Below are 18,636 nucleotides of genomic sequence, written 5' to 3' on the forward strand. Positions count from 1 at the left end.
TCACACTGTCGCAGCCAGAAGGGATTGCTGACAGTGCATGATGGTTCGACTGACGATGTCACGCTTCAAGGCACAAATCGGCGAATTGACCATGGTCGTTGTTTGCTTTCGGGACAGCCGACTCACGCATCGATTCCAATCAACAAAGCACCGCCGCATGCCTCTACAGAATAGCGGATCGTATTTGCACGCATCATAATCACCCGAAAACAACATTGCAAATGATAATTGATATTATTCGCGTTTCGTGGATAATGTGAAAACCTTCGTCCCGGAAAGCCATGTTGATAAGTCTATCTATATAAAATATCGATAGATAACAAATGGTTAATTCCTGTTTTTCACTATATCGAGCTTGGGCGAAGACACAGTTCAACAACATTGCTCTTATTCAACAACATAGCTCTAATTCAAAGACATAGTTCTACAACATCCGGTTTCAAAAGCAAGCGTAAGGTAGGTCCACCCAAATGAACTCGACACGTTATGTCATCGCTGGCGCTGTCTCCATACTGGTTCACGGTGTGCTGCTCTCTGCCGTACCCAATCGTGTGGCGATGGCGATGCCGACGGGCACCCATGCCACCCAGGTGTCTGTCAATCTGGTCGCCCCCCCACCTCCGGCGCAACCGGCGCAGGTTAAACCGCCGGTTCAGCAACCGGAATCGAAGCCGGTAACCACGCCGGTTCAAACCCAAGCGCCACCAGTTCCGGTCAAAACGAAGCCGCAACCGGAAACAAGCCGGGTCAAAAAGCTGGTGAAAAAAGCCGAGCCGGTTGCCGACATGCATATCGAACGCACACCCATGGCTCAAGCCAAACAACCGCAGCCTGTAGTCAAGCAGCCAGAACCGGTTCAGCAGCCTGTTCAGGAAGTCGTGAAAACGCCGATCGAAACGCCAAAAGACAAGCCGGAGACAACAAATGCCGAGACTCAGTCCAGGCCGGATTCCCAGCAACCACCGCAAGCTGCACAGGCGACAGCCGGGGTCAACAGCGTTCCCAAAATGGTTTCGAAACCAAGCTTCGCCACCCGTCCCAGCCCACTAACCTATCCATCGCTGGCCAAACGTCGTGGCATTGAGGGGGTGGTCAAGGTTGAAGTTTGGATTGATCCAAACGGCAAGCAGATCAGACACCTTCTGGTGAAATCCTCCGGGGCAGAAATTTTGGATCAGGCCGCGCTGGAAGCAATCAAGCGCTGGCACTTTTCCTCCCATATCGTCGACGGACAAGCGATTGCGCATCGTGTGCAAATCCCTGTTCGCTTTCAACTGGACTAACACATGAACACCATCGCGCAACTTCAAACCCAATTTGGCCTGATGACCTGGCCGCTGCTGCTCTGCTCAGCCTTGACCCTGATGATCCTGCTGGAGCGCAGTCTGCAGGTCATGCTGTGCACCGGCGTTGGCCGTCGTAAGATTAATGCCCTGCTGGCAGAGCAAGATCGCCAGAATGAAGCAGGCCTGACTCAACTGGCCGAGTCCCTGCACGGCAAGCGCCCCCTGCTCTATCAGGGCATTGCGATGCTGCTGTCCTACCGCCACTTTGACAAACCGCTACGTGAAGATGCTGCCGGGATCTGGCTCCAGCAGAAGCGGGCCAATTTACGCTCCGGGCTACGATTGCTGACTTTGATTGGCGTGATCAGTCCGCTGATCGGACTGCTCGGCACCGTGCTGGGCCTGATTGAAATGTTCAAAGGGATTGCGGCCACCACAGGCTCAGTCACTCCGGGCGATCTGGCCGACGGCCTGGGCTTGGCGATGCGCACCACAGCCGCCGGTCTGATTATCGCGCTGCCCGCCATTACCGGTGCCCAGTTGCTGGGCCTGTGGGCCGATCAGATCACAGCCAAAATGGAACACACCCTGAACTATTGCAACCTGTGGCTTGAAGGATTGAGCCTGAACCCGGCCAACCCGAACCAGGTGACAGCTTCAGCGACGGCCCAAACCGGCGAGACACAACCATGATCCGGGTCGCCAGTAACTCCCGGGATGAGGACCAGCTGACACCGGATCTGACCCCGCTGATCGACATTATTTTCATCGTGATGGTGTTCCTGCTGCTCACGGCCAGCGTGAAGTTGCAGTCGCTGGAAGTCGAGCTGCCGCAAACCGACACCCGGGCACTGCAAACTACCGAGGCCGATCCGGTCACGATCAACCTCATGGCACATGCACCGTATTGGGCCTTGCAAGGCAAACCATTCGAGACTTGGGATGCTTTCAGCCAAGCCCTGTTAAATGAGGTCAAGACACATCCGGACAAACCCGTGGTGATCGGAGCAGACAAATCCGGTTCGGTCGAACACATGCTCAAACTGCTCGCGTTCCTGCAGCAGCAGGATATCAAAGCCACACAACTTTTAATGGAAGAGGATAAATCATGAAGCGTATTGCTCTGGCAACCGCACTCCTGCTCACGGCAAGCTCGGCCTGGGCCAATGAACGGATCATCAGTGCGGGGGCCGCCGTTACCGAACTCATGTATGCACTCGGTGCCCAGTCGCAAATCGCAGCGGTAGATATTACCAGCAAGCCGTTAGTCGAACCTTCAGTGCCGACGCTGGGCTACCACCGTCAGCTTTCTGCTGAAAGCCTGATTGCATTAAATCCGACCCGTTTGCTGGGTTCGAACGAGATGGGGCCGAAATCGACCCTGGACCTGCTCCGCCAGGCCGGGATCACCGTGAATATCCTCAACTCCGGGGAAACCGTGGACGATTTGCTGATCCGAATAGACCAGGTCGGCGAGCTCACCGGCAAGCAAACTCAAGCGGCAGCACTGCGTGAAGACGTCCAGGTGAAACTGGCGGCTATCAAAGCGAACCTGGCACAAACTCAAACGCCGAAGAAAGTCCTGTTTTTGTTGATCCGCGAAGGCCGTCCGGCCAGTGTGGCCGGCCGCAACACCACCGCCGATACCGTGATCGCTTTAGCCGGTGGGGTGAATCCGGCTGCCGAAGCCGTCGAGTCCTACAAGCCTATTTCCGTGGAAGCCATGGTCGAGATGCAACCCGATATCATTCTGCTGAGTTCCCGAACCATGGCCAACCTTAGCAGCGCGGATGATTTGTTACAACAAATGCCGCTGCTGATCGCCACCCCGGCCGGACAGAACAAAGCCATCGCCACCATCGATGGTACCGCGCTGATTGGCGGGCTGGGCTTGAAAAGCCTGAGCGAAGCCGAACGTTTAAACACTGTGTTCTACCCACACTAACAGAGCCGAAATTCACCACTATGCAGTTTCAACGCATTCCTGCCGCCATTATTTTCCCGCTGGGCCTGCTGAGTCTGGCCGTGGCGATCACCAGCTCGGTGGTTGTCGGCCCGATGGGGATTAGTTTTAGCGACAGCCTAAAGGCATTACTGCCCTGGCAGGCCGAGCTTCCGGCACATATTCAGATTGTGATCCACCAAATCCGCCTGCCGCGTACGCTGCTGTGTATTGCCGTGGGTGCCATCCTGGCTCTGTGCGGTGCGGTCATGCAAGGCCTGTTCAGGAACCCGCTGGCAGATCCCGGCATCATCGGCGTCTCCGGCGGGGCGAGCCTGGGGGCTGCGCTGGCGATTGTCGTGTTTGCGCCGTTGGCTGCGAGTTATCCCTTGCTGCTAACCCTCGGAACCGTGCCCGTGTTTGCATTTATCGGCGGTGCGGTCAGCACCTATCTGGTTTACCGTCTCGGGACCGATAAAAACGGCACCTCTGTCACCGTGATGCTACTGGCCGGGGTAGCCATTGCGGCGCTTTCCGGTGCTGCGATGGGGCTGATGAACTATCTGGCCGATGATCAAGCGCTGCGGGATCTGTCTTTGTGGAGCATGGGCTCGCTGGCCGGGGCAACTTGGCCGGGGATCATCCTGGCATTTGTCACACTTGGTGTGCTGGTGCTGATGTTTGATCAGGACGCCAATGGTCTCAATGCATTTTTGCTGGGGGAGGCGGAAGCGCGGCATATGGGCGTCAACGTCCAGCGGCTCAAGCGTCGCCTGATCCTGCTCTGTGCCGCGGGTGTTGGCATTTGCGTTTCATTGAGCGGGGTGATCGGTTTCCTTGGGCTCATCATCCCACATCTGGGCCGGATGCTGTGCGGCCCGAACCATAAAATCCTGCTCCCGCTCTCAGCCCTGCTGGGCGCACTGGTGTTGCTGGTGGCCGATATGCTGGCCCGCGTCGTGGCGGCCCCGACGGAACTGCCGGTCGGAATCATTACCGCTATTCTCGGCGCGCCGTTCTTTATCATCATGCTGGTCAAACAACGAGGCAGAATGTCATGAATATCGCCATGAACCCTGTCTCTGCAACAACGCAAACGGCACCAGCGATTGAAGCCCGCTCGCTCAACCTGACCCTGGGCGGCAAAACACTGCTTGATGACTTCAGCCTGAGTCTTGCCAGCGGCGAACTGACCGCTTTGCTTGGTCCGAATGGGGCCGGGAAAAGCAGTCTGCTCAAGGTGCTGAGTGGCGAAGCCGACGGCGGCGGCACGATACATTTTTTCGGTCAGGATCGGGAAACCTATGCCCCGGCGATGCTCGCCAGACACCTTGGGGTCCTGCCGCAACACAGCAACCTGACTTTTGCGTTTACAGCGCGGGAAGTGGTTGAGCTGGGCAGCCTCCCACTGCAACTGACGAAAAAAGACACCCAAGCGCTGGCGACTGAAACCATGAGCCGGGTCGATGTCCTGTCACTTCAGGACCGACTGTACCCCACCCTGTCCGGCGGTGAAAAACAGCGGGTTCACCTGGCCCGGGTGCTGACCCAGCTCAGCCATGCGGGCGAGCAATGTATCCTGATGCTGGATGAACCGACATCCGCCCTGGATCTCGCGCATCAGCACCGGACCTTGCAAGTGGCCCGGGAGCTGGCCCGGTCCGGTGCTGCTGTCATTGTGGTGATCCATGATCTCAATCTGGCCGCCCAATATGCCGATCGGTTAGTGATCATCAATCAAGGCAAAGTACAGGCTGATGGCACGCCATGGCAGGCTTTAACGCCCGAAATCATCCAGCGGGTCTATGGCTGGCCGGTCCACGTCAGCAAACATCCGACCCAAGATTTTCCGGTCGTGATACCCGCAGGATAAGCAAGCCTGTCCAACCGGCATAAACACCGGCACGCTTCTCCCGGTTTCCCCGGGAGAAGCGATGGCCGAGATGAAAAACACCACCAGATATGCATCCAATTTGAGAAAATTTGCAGTGAGTTTGTTGATATCTATCAAGAATTACTACCTTGCGATACAGAAACGTTGCACTGTGCGCTACACTCAGTAGAATGTGATCGCAAGCGATTACACAATGCAACGCCTGAAAGGCGAGAAGAACAAGAAAGCCGCTCGGAAGAGAAGCGGCTTTTTGACGTTTTATACGCAGTATGAAACAGCATGATGATCTCTGTGAACGCAGATCATCATGCCAAACTGAACAAGTATCTGGCCTGACTCCAAGAAGCAAACCAGATACTTATTCAGTTTGGTGCGCGGCTGTTGAATGCTGTTCAGATCAATGAAGAGAAATGGGCCCAGGCCCGCTTTGAATTATTAGAAGAATAAGTATGGCAACGATTAAAGATGTTGCACGTTTGGCAGGTGTTTCAACCACAACAGTGTCTCACGTGATCAATAAAACCCGGTTTGTTGCAGAAGCAACCCAGAAGAAAGTTCTGGCTGCCGTAGACGAGCTCAACTATGCCCCAAGTGCCGTGGCGCGTAGCCTGAAATGTAACACCACCCGAACCATCGGCATGTTGGTGACCAAATCAACCAACCCGTTCTTTGCCGAAGTTGTACATGGGGTTGAAGAATATTGCTATGGCGAAGGCTACACGCTGATCCTGTGTAACACCGAAGGGAACCTGGAAAAGCAACGTGACTATCTGCGCATGCTGGCTGAAAAGCGGGTCGACGGATTACTGGTGATGTGTTCCGATCTGGACGATAAACTGCTGGCCCTGCTCGAGCGCCAGAAAGATCTGCCGATGGTGGTCATGGACTGGGGTCCGGAGAGCCCGCACACCGACAAGATCCAGGACAATGCGGAATTGGGTGGCTATGTCGCGACCAAGTACTTTATTGAACACGGCCACCAGAAAATTGGCTGCCTGACCGGTCACAGTGAAAAACTCACCTGCCGCGAACGCCTCAAAGGCTTCCATAAAGCCATGGCTGAAGCCAATCTGAGCGTCAATCCGGACTGGTTGATTGAAGGTGACTTCGAGTGTGAGTCTGCCGTGGCGGCTGCCAAGCAATTCATTGCCATGGAAGAGCGCCCGACCGCGATTTTTTGCTTTAACGATATCATGGCGATGGCGCTGATCAGTACGTTTGAGCAAGCGGGTCTGCGCGTACCGGATGATGTCTCCATTATCGGTTATGACAATATCGACCTGGCGCCGTACTTCTCACCACCGCTCACCACCATCCACCAGCCGAAACAACGGCTGGGTAAGAAAGCCATTGAAATCCTGATGGCGCGGGTGAAAGACAAACAACATGAGCGCCGGATCTTTGAAATGGCACCTGAGTTGGTGGTTCGAAAATCAGTTAAGAACCTAAACACCTGATTTCATAACCACTTCAATTTTTCCATTCAAAAAAACCGATAGCTTGCTATCGGTTTTTTGTTGCAATTTTGACCTTCCCCTGACAGAAGCTTTACATTCTCAATTTCTCAAAGCGTATAACGTGTTAAATGTGGCCCAATCCCAATCAACCTGTTCAAAATTTAATAAGTTTTAAATTTTCTCTAGCAGGCTTTAGAATCTATTTATGGGAGCGGTATCACACTTTTAAAAATGGGACCAAGTTCAAAAATATCTTCTGAGATATGCTTATTAATGTCACGAACAAGGCAAACCATTCGAAAGGATGGGACGCAAAGCCTCCGGCCTAAGAGTAGCTTAATTATCAATAACTAAGTGGACTTATGGTAGCGGGGTTGCCGATGGATGTAGCAAGAAGTCATGTTCAGAATCCTGACAAATCCCTGACATTGCTTTTCTTCGTATTTTGCTAATCTGAATCCTCGCTCTGTTGTTAGGTGACTCGAGAAATTTTTCACCGAGAAAGAAGCATGGACAAACCAGTACTTAAAGATTCTCTTCGACTGTTTCAATGTTTTGAAAATGTAAAATCACGTTCAATGTTTGGTGGCTTTGGGATTTTCTCAGGCGAAACCATGTTTGCGTTAGTTGTTAACGACAAACTTCACCTGCGTGCCAATGCCGAAAACGAAGAACAATTTAAACAAGCAGGCCTCAGCCCATACGTTTACAAAAAGCGTGGCTTTCCGGTCGTCACCAAACACTTCGCAATTCCTGAGGAGTGGTGGGATGCGCCGGAAAAAATTATCGAACACGCACAGCAGTCTTTTGAAGCCGCTAAACAGGACAAGGAAAAGAAAAGTCAGACCGGCCCGAGTCGGATTAAAGACTTACCTAACCTGCGCTTAGCCAACGAACGAATGCTGAAAAAAGCAGGGATTTGTAGCGTCGACGAACTCTACGAAGCCGGGGCATTGAACGCTTTTAAAGCCCTGCAGGAAACGCATCAGGAAACGGTCAGTCTCGACTTGCTCTGGGCGTTGGAAGGTGCAGTAAGCGGACGTCACTGGTCCGTCATTCCGCCGCAGCGTCGTTCCGAGCTGTTGTCAAAACTCAACAGCTGAATCCTTCCCGATTCATTCTGAAAAAGAGGCGGCTTCCGTCTCTTTTTTTATGCTTGGCTTCCCCATCCCTCAGCCAATCCCTCCCCGCCCAGAACGCGCGCGTTGAAGGCACCACAGAGCGCCGCTCAATGCGGGTCAGAACGGCTTTTCTTGCTGCTCCGTATCATGTCAAATTTGTACCATCAGAAAGACATTTTTCTGTTAAAAAATGACAAAGATTGACACCACTCCCAAAGCTGTTCACAAATTCATCAACAGGGTTTTCATCCCATGCGACCTCAGTAGAATTGGGGCGTCAACGCAGCCGGAAGGAAGGTATCATGTACAGCTCGCAGCCTTTTCCAGGACAATCCAATCAGATGTTCAAAGACAAGTTTTGCAAATGGCCAAAACTGATGCGCCTGTTGGTCCTGCTGAACCTTCTGCCAACCACTGTTATTATCTTTGTTGTTCATCAGCAACTGGCCCCGTTTTCAATGCTCGATGAAGTGCTGGCATTGACTGCTGGGTTCAACGGCCTGCTGCTTTTATGGGGCATTTTGCTCAAAATCCGCGCCAAGAAATACTGGTACCGCAACTATCATATCGGCAAAACCATGGCCCTCGCCTTACTGCCGGTACTGGCCTCCGGTTATCTGTTTGTATCCCAGCCTGTCATTCCGGATATGGCAAAGCAACAAGAGGTCAAATCCGTCTATATTTCGCTCAACTAAACGAATTTAAAGATTTTTTCTCTCAAAACTGAAAGTTTTCCAACCGTTGTTCGGTCTTGTCTCATACCATTCGGTAGAGCTGCATCCTGCGCAACGATTCGTGCTATCTTTGTTGCATATGTGGCCCGCAGGCAACCTAAGAGGCACACGTGCGTATTTCAGCCAAGCAACATTACTCATTTTTGATCAAGCCGCTCCTCTGGCTTCAGAAGCGCCATTACGGCCACCCTCTGAATCCGGCCTTGTTATGGGGACGACGCCCCACCCTGTTTTGGCTGGTTGCCGGATTCTTTGGCTATCTGGACCGCAAATCATCGCCATTAACCCCGGTGATTCGCTCACTGATCTGCGTCCGGGTGTCGCAACTCAACCACTGCGCGTTTTGTGTCGATGCCAACGGCATGAAGCTGGCCGAACGCTGCGACTCCATCGAAAAAATCAAAGCACTGTCACACTGGCAGCAAAGTGATTTATTCAGCGCCGAGGAACAAGCAGTGCTGGGCTATGCCGAAGCCATCACCATCACCGGACAACAGGTCACCGATGCCATGCTGTCGGCACTCACACAATGGTACGACGAGGATGCGCTGGTCGAATTGACGGCCTTGATCGCATTTCAAAATCTCTCGGCCAAATTTAACACCGCTCTGGACGTCCCTGCGCAGGGATTCTGCTCCCTGCCTATCCAGCCGGAGCAGACGGATCAACAGCCAACACGGCAAACGAACAGCCCCAAGTAGGTCATCACCACTATGAACAAGAAAAAGATACTCGTTTTCGGCATTGTTGCCACCCTGATTGGGCTGTGGTTTGCGCTCGATCTCGGCCAGTACTTCACCCTGGAGCAAGCCAAAACGCAGCAACTTGCCCTGCAGGATGCGATTGCCAGTCAGCCGCTCGTTGCCAGCCTGATTTACTTTATGGTTTATATTGGTGTGACGGCACTATCACTGCCCGGCGCAGCCATCATGACCCTGCTGGGCGCCGCGCTGTTCGGCTTCTGGTGGAGCCTGCTGCTGGTCTCATTTGCCAGCTCCATCGGTGCCACCCTGGCTTTTCTGTTCAGCCGCTATATTCTGCGTGACTGGGTTCAGGACAAGTTTGGCCACCGTCTGGCCCCCATCAATGCAGGCATCGAAAAAGATGGCCCGCTGTATCTGTTTACCCTGCGCCTGATCCCGGTGTTCCCGTTCTTTCTGGTCAACCTGCTGATGGGCCTGACGCCGATTTCCACTCGGATGTTCTACCTCATCAGCCAGCTCGGGATGCTGGCCGGCACCATGGTTTATATCAATGCCGGGACCCAGCTCGGTGAAATTGACTCGCTGAGCGGGGTAATTTCACCGCAAGTCCTCTTCTCGCTGGCCCTGCTCGGTATTTTCCCACTCTGTGCCAAAGGACTGATGAACCTGTACAACCGCCGTCGGATCTACACCGGCTGGACCCGCCCGGCTCGGTTCGACCAGAACATGGTGGTGATTGGTGCAGGGGCTGGCGGGTTAGTCAGTGCCTACATTGCTGCTGCCGTCAAAGCGAAAGTGACCCTGATCGAGCGCCATAAAATGGGTGGCGATTGCCTCAATACCGGATGCGTGCCGTCGAAAGCACTGATCCGTGCTGCGCATACCATGGCTGAAATCAACCGTGCCGATGAATTCGGCATCACCACTGACCACCCGACCGTCGATTTTGCCCGGGTGATGGCGCGGGTGCAGCAGGTGATCCGCAAGGTCGAGCCCCATGACTCGGTGGAGCGCTATTCAAAACTGGGGGTCAACTGTATTCAGGGCGATGCCCGGATCCTGTCGCCGTGGGAAGTTGAGGTCAACGGCCAGCGCATCACCACCCGCAATATTGTGATTGCCACCGGGGCCCGCCCGCTCGTGCCGCCGATCCCCGGCTTAGAGAAAGTCAACTACTACACCTCCGATACCATCTGGTCGCTAAAAACCCAACCGAAGCGCTTGCTGGTACTTGGCGGCGGCCCGATCGGCTGTGAATTGGCCCAGAGCTTTGCCCGCCTCGGCAGTCACGTTACGCTGGTCGAAATGGCCGAACAACTGCTGGTGCGTGAAGACGCCGATGCCGCTGCACTGGTGATGCATAGCCTGCAATCCGATGGCGTTGACGTCAAACTCGGCCATCGCGCCATGCGCTTTGAAGCAACGCAAGATGCCCAGGGGCAGCCCGTGTTCCGGGCTTACCTCGATTGGAATCAGGAAAAACAGGTGGTGGTTGAATTCGATGCCCTATTACTGGCCCTCGGCCGGGTCGCCAATGTGCAGGGATTCGGGCTTGAAGCGCTGGGGATCGAAACCACCGAGCGCGGCACCGTGCAGGTCAACGCCTTTATGCAGACGGCGTACCCGAATATCTTTGCCGTTGGTGATGTCGCCGGTCCGTTCCAACTGACCCATGCCGCGGCACATCAGGCCTGGTATGCCGCGATCAACGGCCTGTTTGGTCAGTTCAAGAAATTCAAAGCCGATTACTCGGTGCTCCCTGCGGTGACCTACACTGCGCCGGAAGTGGCCCGGGTCGGGATCAATGAAACAGAAGCCAAATCGCAAGGCATTGATTATGATGTGATCACCTACGGCCTGGATGATTTGGATCGGGCCATTACCGATGGTTCGGATCACGGTTTCGTGAAAGTCATTACACCCAAAGGCAAAGATACGATTCTCGGGGCCACAATCGTCGGCACGGGTGCCGGTGAATTGCTGGCTGAGTTTACCCTGGCGATGCGGCATGGCTTAGGCTTAAACAAGATCCTCGGCACTGTGCACCCGTATCCGACCATGAGCGAGGCCGCCAAATACACGGCCGGGGTGTGGAAACGAGCTAACGCCCCGCAGACACTGCTGGCCTGGGTCGAAAAGTACCACCGCTGGATGCGTCGTGAACGCGCCGGTGCCGAGGCAGACACCTCGAAACGCACGATATCCGAAACCCGATTCAACCAAGAAAGGGACAACTGAATTCATGAAAAAATTACTCGCCGGGTTCGCCCTGTCATTGGTCGCCGGATTTGCGACCGCCGATAACCAAGCACCTCTCTCTGCTGAGCAATGGCAGCAAACGGTCGACAAAGCCAGAGGGCAGACCGTTTATTTCAATGCCTGGGGCGGCAGCCAGGAGATCAATAATTACCTGCGCTGGGCCGATCGCCAGTTGCAACACCAGTACGGTGTCAGCCTTAAACATGTCAAAGTTGCCGACATCGCGGAAACCGCGCAGCGCCTGCTGGCGGAAAAGACCGCTGGGAAAAATCAGAACGGCAGTGTCGATCTGGTCTGGATTAACGGCGAAAACTTCCGCTCGATGAAAGAAAACAACCTGCTGTACGGACCATTTACCCAGTCGCTGCCGAACTGGTCACTGGTGGACAAGTCCCTGCCGGTCAATGAAGATTTTACCGAGCCGACCAATGGCCTGGAGGCGCCGTGGGGCGTCGGCCAGTTGGTGTTTATTCATGACAAGCTGACCCTGAACAATCCACCGCAGAACTTTGCAGAGCTCCTGAGCCTCGCCAAGGCCTACCCCGGCAAAGTCAGCTACCCGCAGCCACCGGAATTTCACGGCAGCAGTTTTCTCAAAGCCGCCCTGCTGGAACTGACCGCAGACAAGGCAGCCCTGTATCAGCCCATTGACCCGAAGACGGAGCACGACAAGTTCGATCGGATCACCGCGCCGCTGTGGCAGTATCTGGACCAGCTCCATCCGGTTGCCTGGCAACAGGGCAAACAGTTCCCGTCTGGCACCAGCGAAATGATTCAATTGCTGGATGACCGGCAATTATTGCTGGCCGTCACCTTTAATCCGAACGCCGCCAACGCCGCCATTGCCAATGGCAATCTGGCCGAAACTGCCCAAACGTATGCCTTTCAGCAAGGGGCTCTGTCGAACATCCACTTTCTGGCAATCCCCTGGAATGCCAGTGCCAAAGAAGGTGCACTGGTGGCGATCAATTTCCTGATGAGCCCGCAAGCCCAATTACGTAAGGCCGATGCCAAAATTTGGGGCGATCCGTCCGTACTCAAACCGGATTCGCTGGCAACGGGCGGTTCGCAAGGGTTTTCCCTGTTCAAGTCCATTTCGGAACCGCACCCGAGCTGGTTAACCGCGCTGGAACTCGAATGGCAAAAACGCTACGGCAGCTGATCACCAAGAAGGAAAACATGGCAGGGCGCGAGTCCAATCTCGCGTCCTGTCATATAGATGTATGATGATTCGCCTGTTGTATTTACTCACCCTGATCCTGTGCGCCCTTCCATTTGTCCCCGGGGTATTGGGGATCCTGATCCCGGCTTTTTCCTGGCTGCCCGCATTGGGTATGACCACCCCCAAGGTCCAGGCCTTTACCACTGTCCTGCACTGGCCGGGGCTGAGTGCCGCAATCGGCCTCACCTTGTTCACCGGCCTTGGCAGTACGTTGCTGGCGGCGATGTTTTGCTTCGTGATCCTGAAGCGCTACTGGGGCAGTCGCCGCTGGCAGTTCTTAGAACACACCTTGTCACCCATGCTGGCGATGCCCCATGTCGCCTTCGCCATCGGTTTTGCCTTTACCTTTTCTCCGACCGGCTGGTTGTTCCGGCTGCTGGAATTTTTCGGATTCAACACCGACGGGTGGTTTAGCCTGATCCAGGACCCATACGGTCTTGGCCTGATGGTTGCTCTGGCCATCAAAGAAACCCCTTTTCTGCTGCTGATGAGCATTGCCGTGTTGCAGCAAATTCAGGTCAGCCGGCTACTGGCCGTGTCCGCCGGGCTGGGTTACAGCCGACACGAAAGCTGGATCAAGGTGATCCTGCCGCAATGGCTGCCCGGGATGCGGTTGCCGATCTTTGCTGTCACCGCCTACGGGTTATCCGTGGTTGACGTTGCGCTGATCCTCGGTCCCACCCGGCCGCCCACGTTAGCTGTGCTGGTGTGGCAATGGTTTAACGAACCGGATTTAACCCTGCTGCCGCGCGCGGCAGTCGGCGCCCTGCTTTTGCTGGCAATTGCCTTGCTGACACTCGGGATGCTGCGCGCAACAGAATGGCTGAGCTTACATTACGACCGACGCTGGCAGCTCAGTGGTCCTGCCCTCAACCCCGAAACGGGGCGGACCCGGTCACAGTTAACCGGACAGCGTTTTTGGCCGATCGCATTGCCTTTTATTGCGATCCCGCTGATCGTGGTCCCGGTATTGATGATTTGGTCGGTCGCCCAGCGGTGGCGATTCCCGGATCTGCTGCCGAGCCGCTACAGTGGCTGGTTCTGGCAACAAGAATCTGCCTCGCTGATTGAACTGGCGACCAGCAGCGTCACCCTGGCCCTGATCAGCAGTCTGGCTGCTCTGGTGCTGGCGATCGCGTGTCTGGAGTATCGACAGAAATATCAGCGCGGCCTGCCCGGTTGGCTGATTGCCCTGCCTTTGGTGATCCCGCAACTGTCACTGCTGTTTGGCATTCAGATCACCACTTACTGGATCCCCGGCCAGTGGTACTGGCTCTGGGTTTGCTGGAGCCATCTGCTGTTCGTCTTCCCGTACCTGTACCTGGCGTTGGACGGCCCGTGGCGGCATTACGATATTCGCCTCGATCAGACGGCCCGGAGTCTGGGCCTGAACGGCTGGCAGACTTGGTGGCAGGTCAAATGCCCACTGCTGTTGCCGGCGATCTGGCTCGGCCTCGCGGTCGGGATCAGCGTCAGCCTGGCGCAATACCTGCCGACCCAGATGCTCGGTGCCGGGCGCATTTCCACGATCACCACCGAGGCCGTGGCGCTGGCGAGCGGACAGGATCGCCGGGTCAGTGCCGTCTATGGTCTGATCCAGGGCATTCTGCCGCTCATTTTCTTTACCCTGGCTATGGCGGCCAGTCGTTTTAGCGCACGGTTCCGCCGAACCAGTCCCCAACAACGGAGCGAGCACACGGATGACCTTATCTGTGGAAAACCTCACTATAAATAACCGGGATCAGGCGATGTTTTCGCCACTCACCTTTCAGATCGCGCCCGGCGAAATCCTAACCCTGATGGGGCCGAGCGGTTGTGGGAAGTCCACACTGCTCAGTGCCGTTGCCGGTCATTTAAGCCCGGTTTTCCAGCTCTCGGGTAAGATTGAACTCAATGGCGAGAACATGTCACCTCTGGCACCGGATCAGCGCCGCATTGGTATTCTATTTCAGGATGACTTGCTGTTTCCGCACCTCAACGTATGGGAAAACCTGGCGTTCGGCTTACCCAAGACCGTCAAAGGTGCTGCTCGCAAAGCCCAGGCACAGGCAACTCTTGACCAGCTCGGGCTCAGCGGACTGGCCAATCAGATGCCCGACGAAATCTCCGGTGGCCAGCGTGCCCGGATCAGCCTGATGCGCACCTTGCTGTCCAAACCCCATGCAATTCTGCTCGATGAGCCGTTCAATAAACTGGATAAAGCACTGCGCAGCGAGTTTCGCCAGTTTGTGTTTGAGCAGATCCGCCAGCAGGCCATCCCAGCGCTGATGGTCACCCATGATGATGATGACATTCCGCCCGGGGGCGACGTATTACGTTGGCCCTGGCATACCGAATCGGTTGAACAGGATTCTGGACGCGAATCCGCCAGAGCAAGCCATCACAACGCCCGAAAGGCGAATTCCTGAACCAGAAGACAAAAGATTATGAAACAACTTGAGAAAATCGTATGTTAGATCGTTATGCCATCAAAGTGATCCGCTGGCCGCTGCAATCGCTGTCCGCGCTACCGGACAAAATGGGGCTCAACGCCAACCAAATTACTCTGGCCGGATTTATCATCGGGCTGCTGGCCCTGCCCGCCCTTGCCTGGGAGCAATATGGCTGGGCGTTGGCATTCATTGTCATCAACCGGCTCTTTGACGGGTTGGACGGCGCAGTTGCCAGACGTCAGGGGATCACCGACTGCGGCGGGTTTCTCGATATCACGCTGGATTTCCTTTTCTACTCTTTGATCCCGTTCGGTTTTGTACTGGCAAACCCTGAGGCCAATGCGGTTGCCGGGGCGTTTCTGATCTTTGCCTTTGTCGGGACCGGTTCCAGCTTTCTGGCCTTTGCGGTGATGGCCAGCAAACGCAACCTGGAAAGCCCGGTCTACCAACAAAAATCACTGTACTATGTCGGCGGGCTAACCGAAGGCACCGAAACCATCGCCTGCTTCGTATTGTGCTGTTTGCTGCCACAGTACTTTGCGCTGATCGCCTGGATCTTCGGCGGGCTGTGTTGGATCACCACCATCACCCGGATCTGGGCCGGCTATCAGACGCTCAAAGCGCAGCCCTGAAAACGCTCACGGAAACCACTCACTCAATCCAAAAATGCCGCAGATCGTTTCCGATCTGCGGCGTCGTTATTAATGCGTGATCCCGTTGTATTTGCTAGCTTTGCTGGGTCGGGATCATCATGCTTGGCTTGGCCTTTTCCAGCTTGATCGCGATAAACTTGGAGGTCGGGGTAAACGTGCGATCCCCGTAGCTTTCCAGCGGGACCAGCGGGTTCGTTTCCGGATAGTACGCTGCAGCCTGACCCGGTGGAATATCATAAGCCACCAGCACAAAGTCGGACACCCGGCGCTCACGACCATCGTCCCACAGCGAGACCAGATCCACTTTTTCACCCGGTTCAAAGCCCAGGCGACGAATATCGGCTTCATTGGCAAACACCACTTCACGCAGGCCAAACACCCCGCGATAGCGGTCGTCCAGCCCGTACACTGTGGTGTTGTACTGATCGTGTGCACGCATGGTTTGCAGGATCAAATCCGGTTTATCACCGTTCTCCAGCACGCTTTCTTTCACCAGCTGCGTAGGCAAGGCGTTCGCCCTGAACTGCGCTTTACTGCTTGGCGTGTTCCACATTCGGTTTGCCGCCGCATTCCCCAGATGGAACCCACCCGGGTGCTTGATTTTCTCATTAAAGTTGTCAAAACCGGGAATGGTATCCGCGATCAAATCACGGATCCGACTGTAGTCGGCCACGACCCAATCCCAATCAACCGGATGGTTGCCGAGTGTCGCCTTGGCAATCCCCGCCACAATCGCCGTTTCCGAACGCAGCATGGGGGAACGCGGCTTCAACTGCCCATAGGAGATATGGACCATGCTGAAGGTATCTTCCACCGTCACGCCCTGCGGTCCTTCGGCCTGCTGGTCAATTTCAGTTCGTCCCAGACAAGGCAAAATCAGTGCCTCATGTCCGGTAACCAGATGCGAGCGATTCAGTTTCGTCGCGATATGCACTGTCAGCTCACAGTTGCTGAGCGCACCGTGTGTTCTCGGGGTATCCGGCGTAGCTTGGGCGAAGTTTCCGCCCAGGCCGATAAAGACTTTGGCACGTTTCTCCTCCATCGCCTGAATGGCCTGCACTGTGTTGTGACCATGCATGCGCGGCACTTGAAACTGAAAGCGTTTTTCCAGCGCATTGAGGAACGCTTCCGACGGGTTCTCATTGATCCCCATGGTGCGGTCTCCCTGCACATTACTGTGACCACGGACCGGAGACAATCCCGCCCCGGCCTTGCCGACATTGCCGCGCAGCAATTGCAGGTTCACAATTTCCTGAATAATCGGCACTGAGTGACGATGCTGGGTCAGCCCCATCGCCCAGCACATCACGACTTTGTCAGCCCGGCGGTACATCCGTGCCAGTACTTCAATCTCTTCGATAGTTAAGCCGGATTGCTCGACGATATGCGCCCAGCTTGTCGCATCCACCGTGTTCAGATAATCATCTAAGCCGCTGGTGTGCTCTTGAATAAAGGCATGATCAAATACCGCCGGTTCGCCGTTTTTCTGCGCTTCGCGATCCCAGTTCAGCAAGAATTTCGCCATGCCACGGAATACGGCCATGTCACCGCCAAGTGCCGGACGGAAATAGGCAGTGTTGGTTGGTTCCGAGCCATTACGCAACATTTCAATCGGGAGCTGTGGATTTTGAAAACGTTCCAGCCCGCGTTCTTTCAGCGGGTTCAGGCAAATCACCTGCGCGCCGCGCTTAACCGCTTCTCGCAGCGGATCCAGCATTCGCGGATGGTTGGTACCGGGGTTCTGGCCAATTACAAAAATTGCATCAGCCTCTTCTAAATCCTGAAATACCACAGTTCCTTTACCCACGCCGATGGTGTCAAACATCGCAATCGCGCTGGCTTCGTGGCACATATTCGAGCAATCAGGGAAGTTATTGGTGCCGAAAGCGCGCACAAATAACTGGTACAAATAAGCAGCTTCGTTACTGGCCCGGCCGGAGGTATAGAACTCCGCCTGATCGGGTGAATCCAGATCGTTCAGGTGCTTCGCAATCAGCGCAAAGGCATCTTCCCACGACGTATCGACGTAGCGATCGGTGGTGGCATCATAGCGCATCGGGTGTGTCAGACGTCCCTGATATTCCAGCCAGTAATCTGTCTGTTGTTTTAAATCAGACACGCTGTATGTCGCAAAAAAGTCCGGGTCGACCCGTCGGTTGGTCGCCTCCCAGTTCACAGCCTTCGCACCATTCTCACAGAACTTCACCATGCCATCTTCAGGCGATTCACCCCAGGCACACCCCGGACAGTCAAACCCACCATTCTGGTTCGTTTTCAGCATGATTCTCAGGTTACGAAAGGCGTTCTCGCTGCCCAGCCAGCTCTTGGTGACACTTTTCAGCGCGCCCCATCCTCCGGCCGGTGCCTTATAATCTCTGATATGTTCTTTTTGACTCATGAAGGTATTCCTCGATTGGCGAGAACAATGAACGAGACAGCGAATGTGCTGCTTCTGACAAAGGCACCGGACGTTTGACTAAAAACGGGTTTTCAGGAACGGGTTTTTCTCAAACGTGCTGTTATCTAAAACAAACGGTTATCTAAAACAAACGGCTTTCTCAAACAACCTGTATGACGCTCATTGATTGTGGTTCAGGCAATTGCAACCCAGCAGATGGTCATGCAATTACTTTGATTTGCGTCAAAGATTATTCACTTCGCTGATGAGCGTCCAATTGAAAGCATTTACCTATCCATCAATATTATCTATCACGAAGCCTGCAAGCAGGATTACCTCCCCTGCAAGCCGCCCAAAACCACCGATGTAAGCGACTGCTTTTTTTGAGATGTCTATCCATTGAGCGGTGACGCAATCGCGTCGCATGATAGATGGCATCTATCACACCATAAATACAACTCATTTGACTCAAATGTACCGCAACCCTACCCTTGATTTAGATCAAATTGATGGTTCGTTTTATCTGATATATGG

General features: G+C 54.6%; 16 protein-coding genes and 1 riboswitch. Of the genes, 15 read left to right on the forward strand and 1 reads right to left on the reverse strand.

Features of this window, described 5'->3' with window-relative positions:
• The first annotated feature begins 470 nt into the window (after positions 1-470).
• The 15 genes from VV869_RS07030 (at position 471) to VV869_RS07100 (ending at position 15,683) form a co-directional block, all read left to right on the forward strand.
• Positions 471-1,283 carry an energy transducer TonB gene (locus VV869_RS07030; RefSeq protein WP_337734277.1) on the forward strand — a complete coding sequence of 271 codons (813 nt, stop codon included), beginning with the start codon at positions 471-473 and terminating at the stop codon, positions 1,281-1,283.
• Between the two features lie 3 nt (positions 1,284-1,286).
• Positions 1,287-1,979 carry a MotA/TolQ/ExbB proton channel family protein gene (locus VV869_RS07035; protein WP_337734278.1) on the forward strand — a complete coding sequence of 231 codons (693 nt, stop codon included), beginning with the start codon at positions 1,287-1,289 and terminating at the stop codon, positions 1,977-1,979.
• Positions 1,976-2,398, forward strand: coding sequence for an ExbD/TolR family protein (locus VV869_RS07040; RefSeq protein ID WP_337734279.1), 423 nt, complete (start codon positions 1,976-1,978; stop codon positions 2,396-2,398). The genes VV869_RS07035 and VV869_RS07040 overlap by 4 nt, the downstream gene beginning before the upstream one ends.
• On the forward strand, positions 2,395-3,231 hold the full coding sequence (locus VV869_RS07045; protein WP_337734280.1) for a heme/hemin ABC transporter substrate-binding protein: 837 nt from the start codon (positions 2,395-2,397) through the stop codon (positions 3,229-3,231). Before VV869_RS07040 ends, VV869_RS07045 begins: the two co-directional genes overlap by 4 nt.
• Before the next feature lie 20 nt (positions 3,232-3,251).
• Positions 3,252-4,289, forward strand: coding sequence for a FecCD family ABC transporter permease (locus VV869_RS07050; protein WP_337734281.1), 1,038 nt, complete (start codon positions 3,252-3,254; stop codon positions 4,287-4,289).
• Positions 4,286-5,101, forward strand: coding sequence for a heme ABC transporter ATP-binding protein (locus VV869_RS07055; protein ID WP_337734282.1), 816 nt, complete (start codon positions 4,286-4,288; stop codon positions 5,099-5,101). The genes VV869_RS07050 and VV869_RS07055 overlap by 4 nt, the downstream gene beginning before the upstream one ends.
• 470 nt (positions 5,102-5,571) lie before the next feature.
• A complete protein-coding gene (gene purR, locus VV869_RS07060; protein ID WP_337734283.1) occupies positions 5,572-6,579 on the forward strand; it encodes an HTH-type transcriptional repressor PurR in 1,008 nt (335 codons plus the stop codon).
• Between the two features lie 276 nt (positions 6,580-6,855).
• A riboswitch (cyclic di-GMP riboswitch) is annotated at positions 6,856-6,961 on the forward strand.
• 127 nt (positions 6,962-7,088) lie between these two features.
• A complete protein-coding gene (locus tag VV869_RS07065; RefSeq protein ID WP_337734284.1) occupies positions 7,089-7,682 on the forward strand; it encodes a TfoX/Sxy family DNA transformation protein in 594 nt (197 codons plus the stop codon).
• A gap of 320 nt (positions 7,683-8,002) precedes the next feature.
• Entirely contained in the window at positions 8,003-8,395 is a 393-nt protein-coding gene (locus VV869_RS07070; protein ID WP_337734285.1) for a hypothetical protein, read from the forward strand.
• Positions 8,396-8,544: 149 nt separating this feature from the next.
• Positions 8,545-9,135: a carboxymuconolactone decarboxylase family protein gene (locus VV869_RS07075; RefSeq protein ID WP_337734286.1), complete on the forward strand. Its 591-nt coding sequence runs from the start codon at positions 8,545-8,547 to the stop codon at positions 9,133-9,135.
• A 12-nt stretch (positions 9,136-9,147) separates the two neighbouring features.
• Positions 9,148-11,376, forward strand: coding sequence for an FAD-dependent oxidoreductase (locus VV869_RS07080; protein WP_337734287.1), 2,229 nt, complete (start codon positions 9,148-9,150; stop codon positions 11,374-11,376).
• A 4-nt stretch (positions 11,377-11,380) separates the two neighbouring features.
• Positions 11,381-12,559 carry an ABC transporter substrate-binding protein gene (locus VV869_RS07085; RefSeq protein WP_337734288.1) on the forward strand — a complete coding sequence of 393 codons (1,179 nt, stop codon included), beginning with the start codon at positions 11,381-11,383 and terminating at the stop codon, positions 12,557-12,559.
• Positions 12,560-12,623: 64 nt separating this feature from the next.
• Positions 12,624-14,354, forward strand: coding sequence for an ABC transporter permease (locus tag VV869_RS07090; RefSeq protein WP_337734390.1), 1,731 nt, complete (start codon positions 12,624-12,626; stop codon positions 14,352-14,354).
• Positions 14,320-15,027, forward strand: coding sequence for an ATP-binding cassette domain-containing protein (locus VV869_RS07095; RefSeq protein WP_337734289.1), 708 nt, complete (start codon positions 14,320-14,322; stop codon positions 15,025-15,027). Before VV869_RS07090 ends, VV869_RS07095 begins: the two co-directional genes overlap by 35 nt.
• A 41-nt stretch (positions 15,028-15,068) precedes the next feature.
• Positions 15,069-15,683 carry a CDP-alcohol phosphatidyltransferase family protein gene (locus VV869_RS07100; RefSeq protein WP_337734290.1) on the forward strand — a complete coding sequence of 205 codons (615 nt, stop codon included), beginning with the start codon at positions 15,069-15,071 and terminating at the stop codon, positions 15,681-15,683.
• A gap of 94 nt (positions 15,684-15,777) precedes the next feature.
• On the opposite strand, the gene VV869_RS07105 is transcribed toward VV869_RS07100, so the two are convergent.
• On the reverse strand, positions 15,778-18,102 hold the full coding sequence (locus tag VV869_RS07105; protein ID WP_337734291.1) for an FdhF/YdeP family oxidoreductase: 2,325 nt from the start codon (positions 18,100-18,102) through the stop codon (positions 15,778-15,780).
• Between the last annotated feature and the right edge of the window lie 534 nt (positions 18,103-18,636).

Source organism: Photobacterium sp. MCCC 1A19761 (assembly GCF_037389125.1).
In the GTDB taxonomy this organism is placed as follows: Bacteria; Pseudomonadota; Gammaproteobacteria; order Enterobacterales; family Vibrionaceae; genus Photobacterium.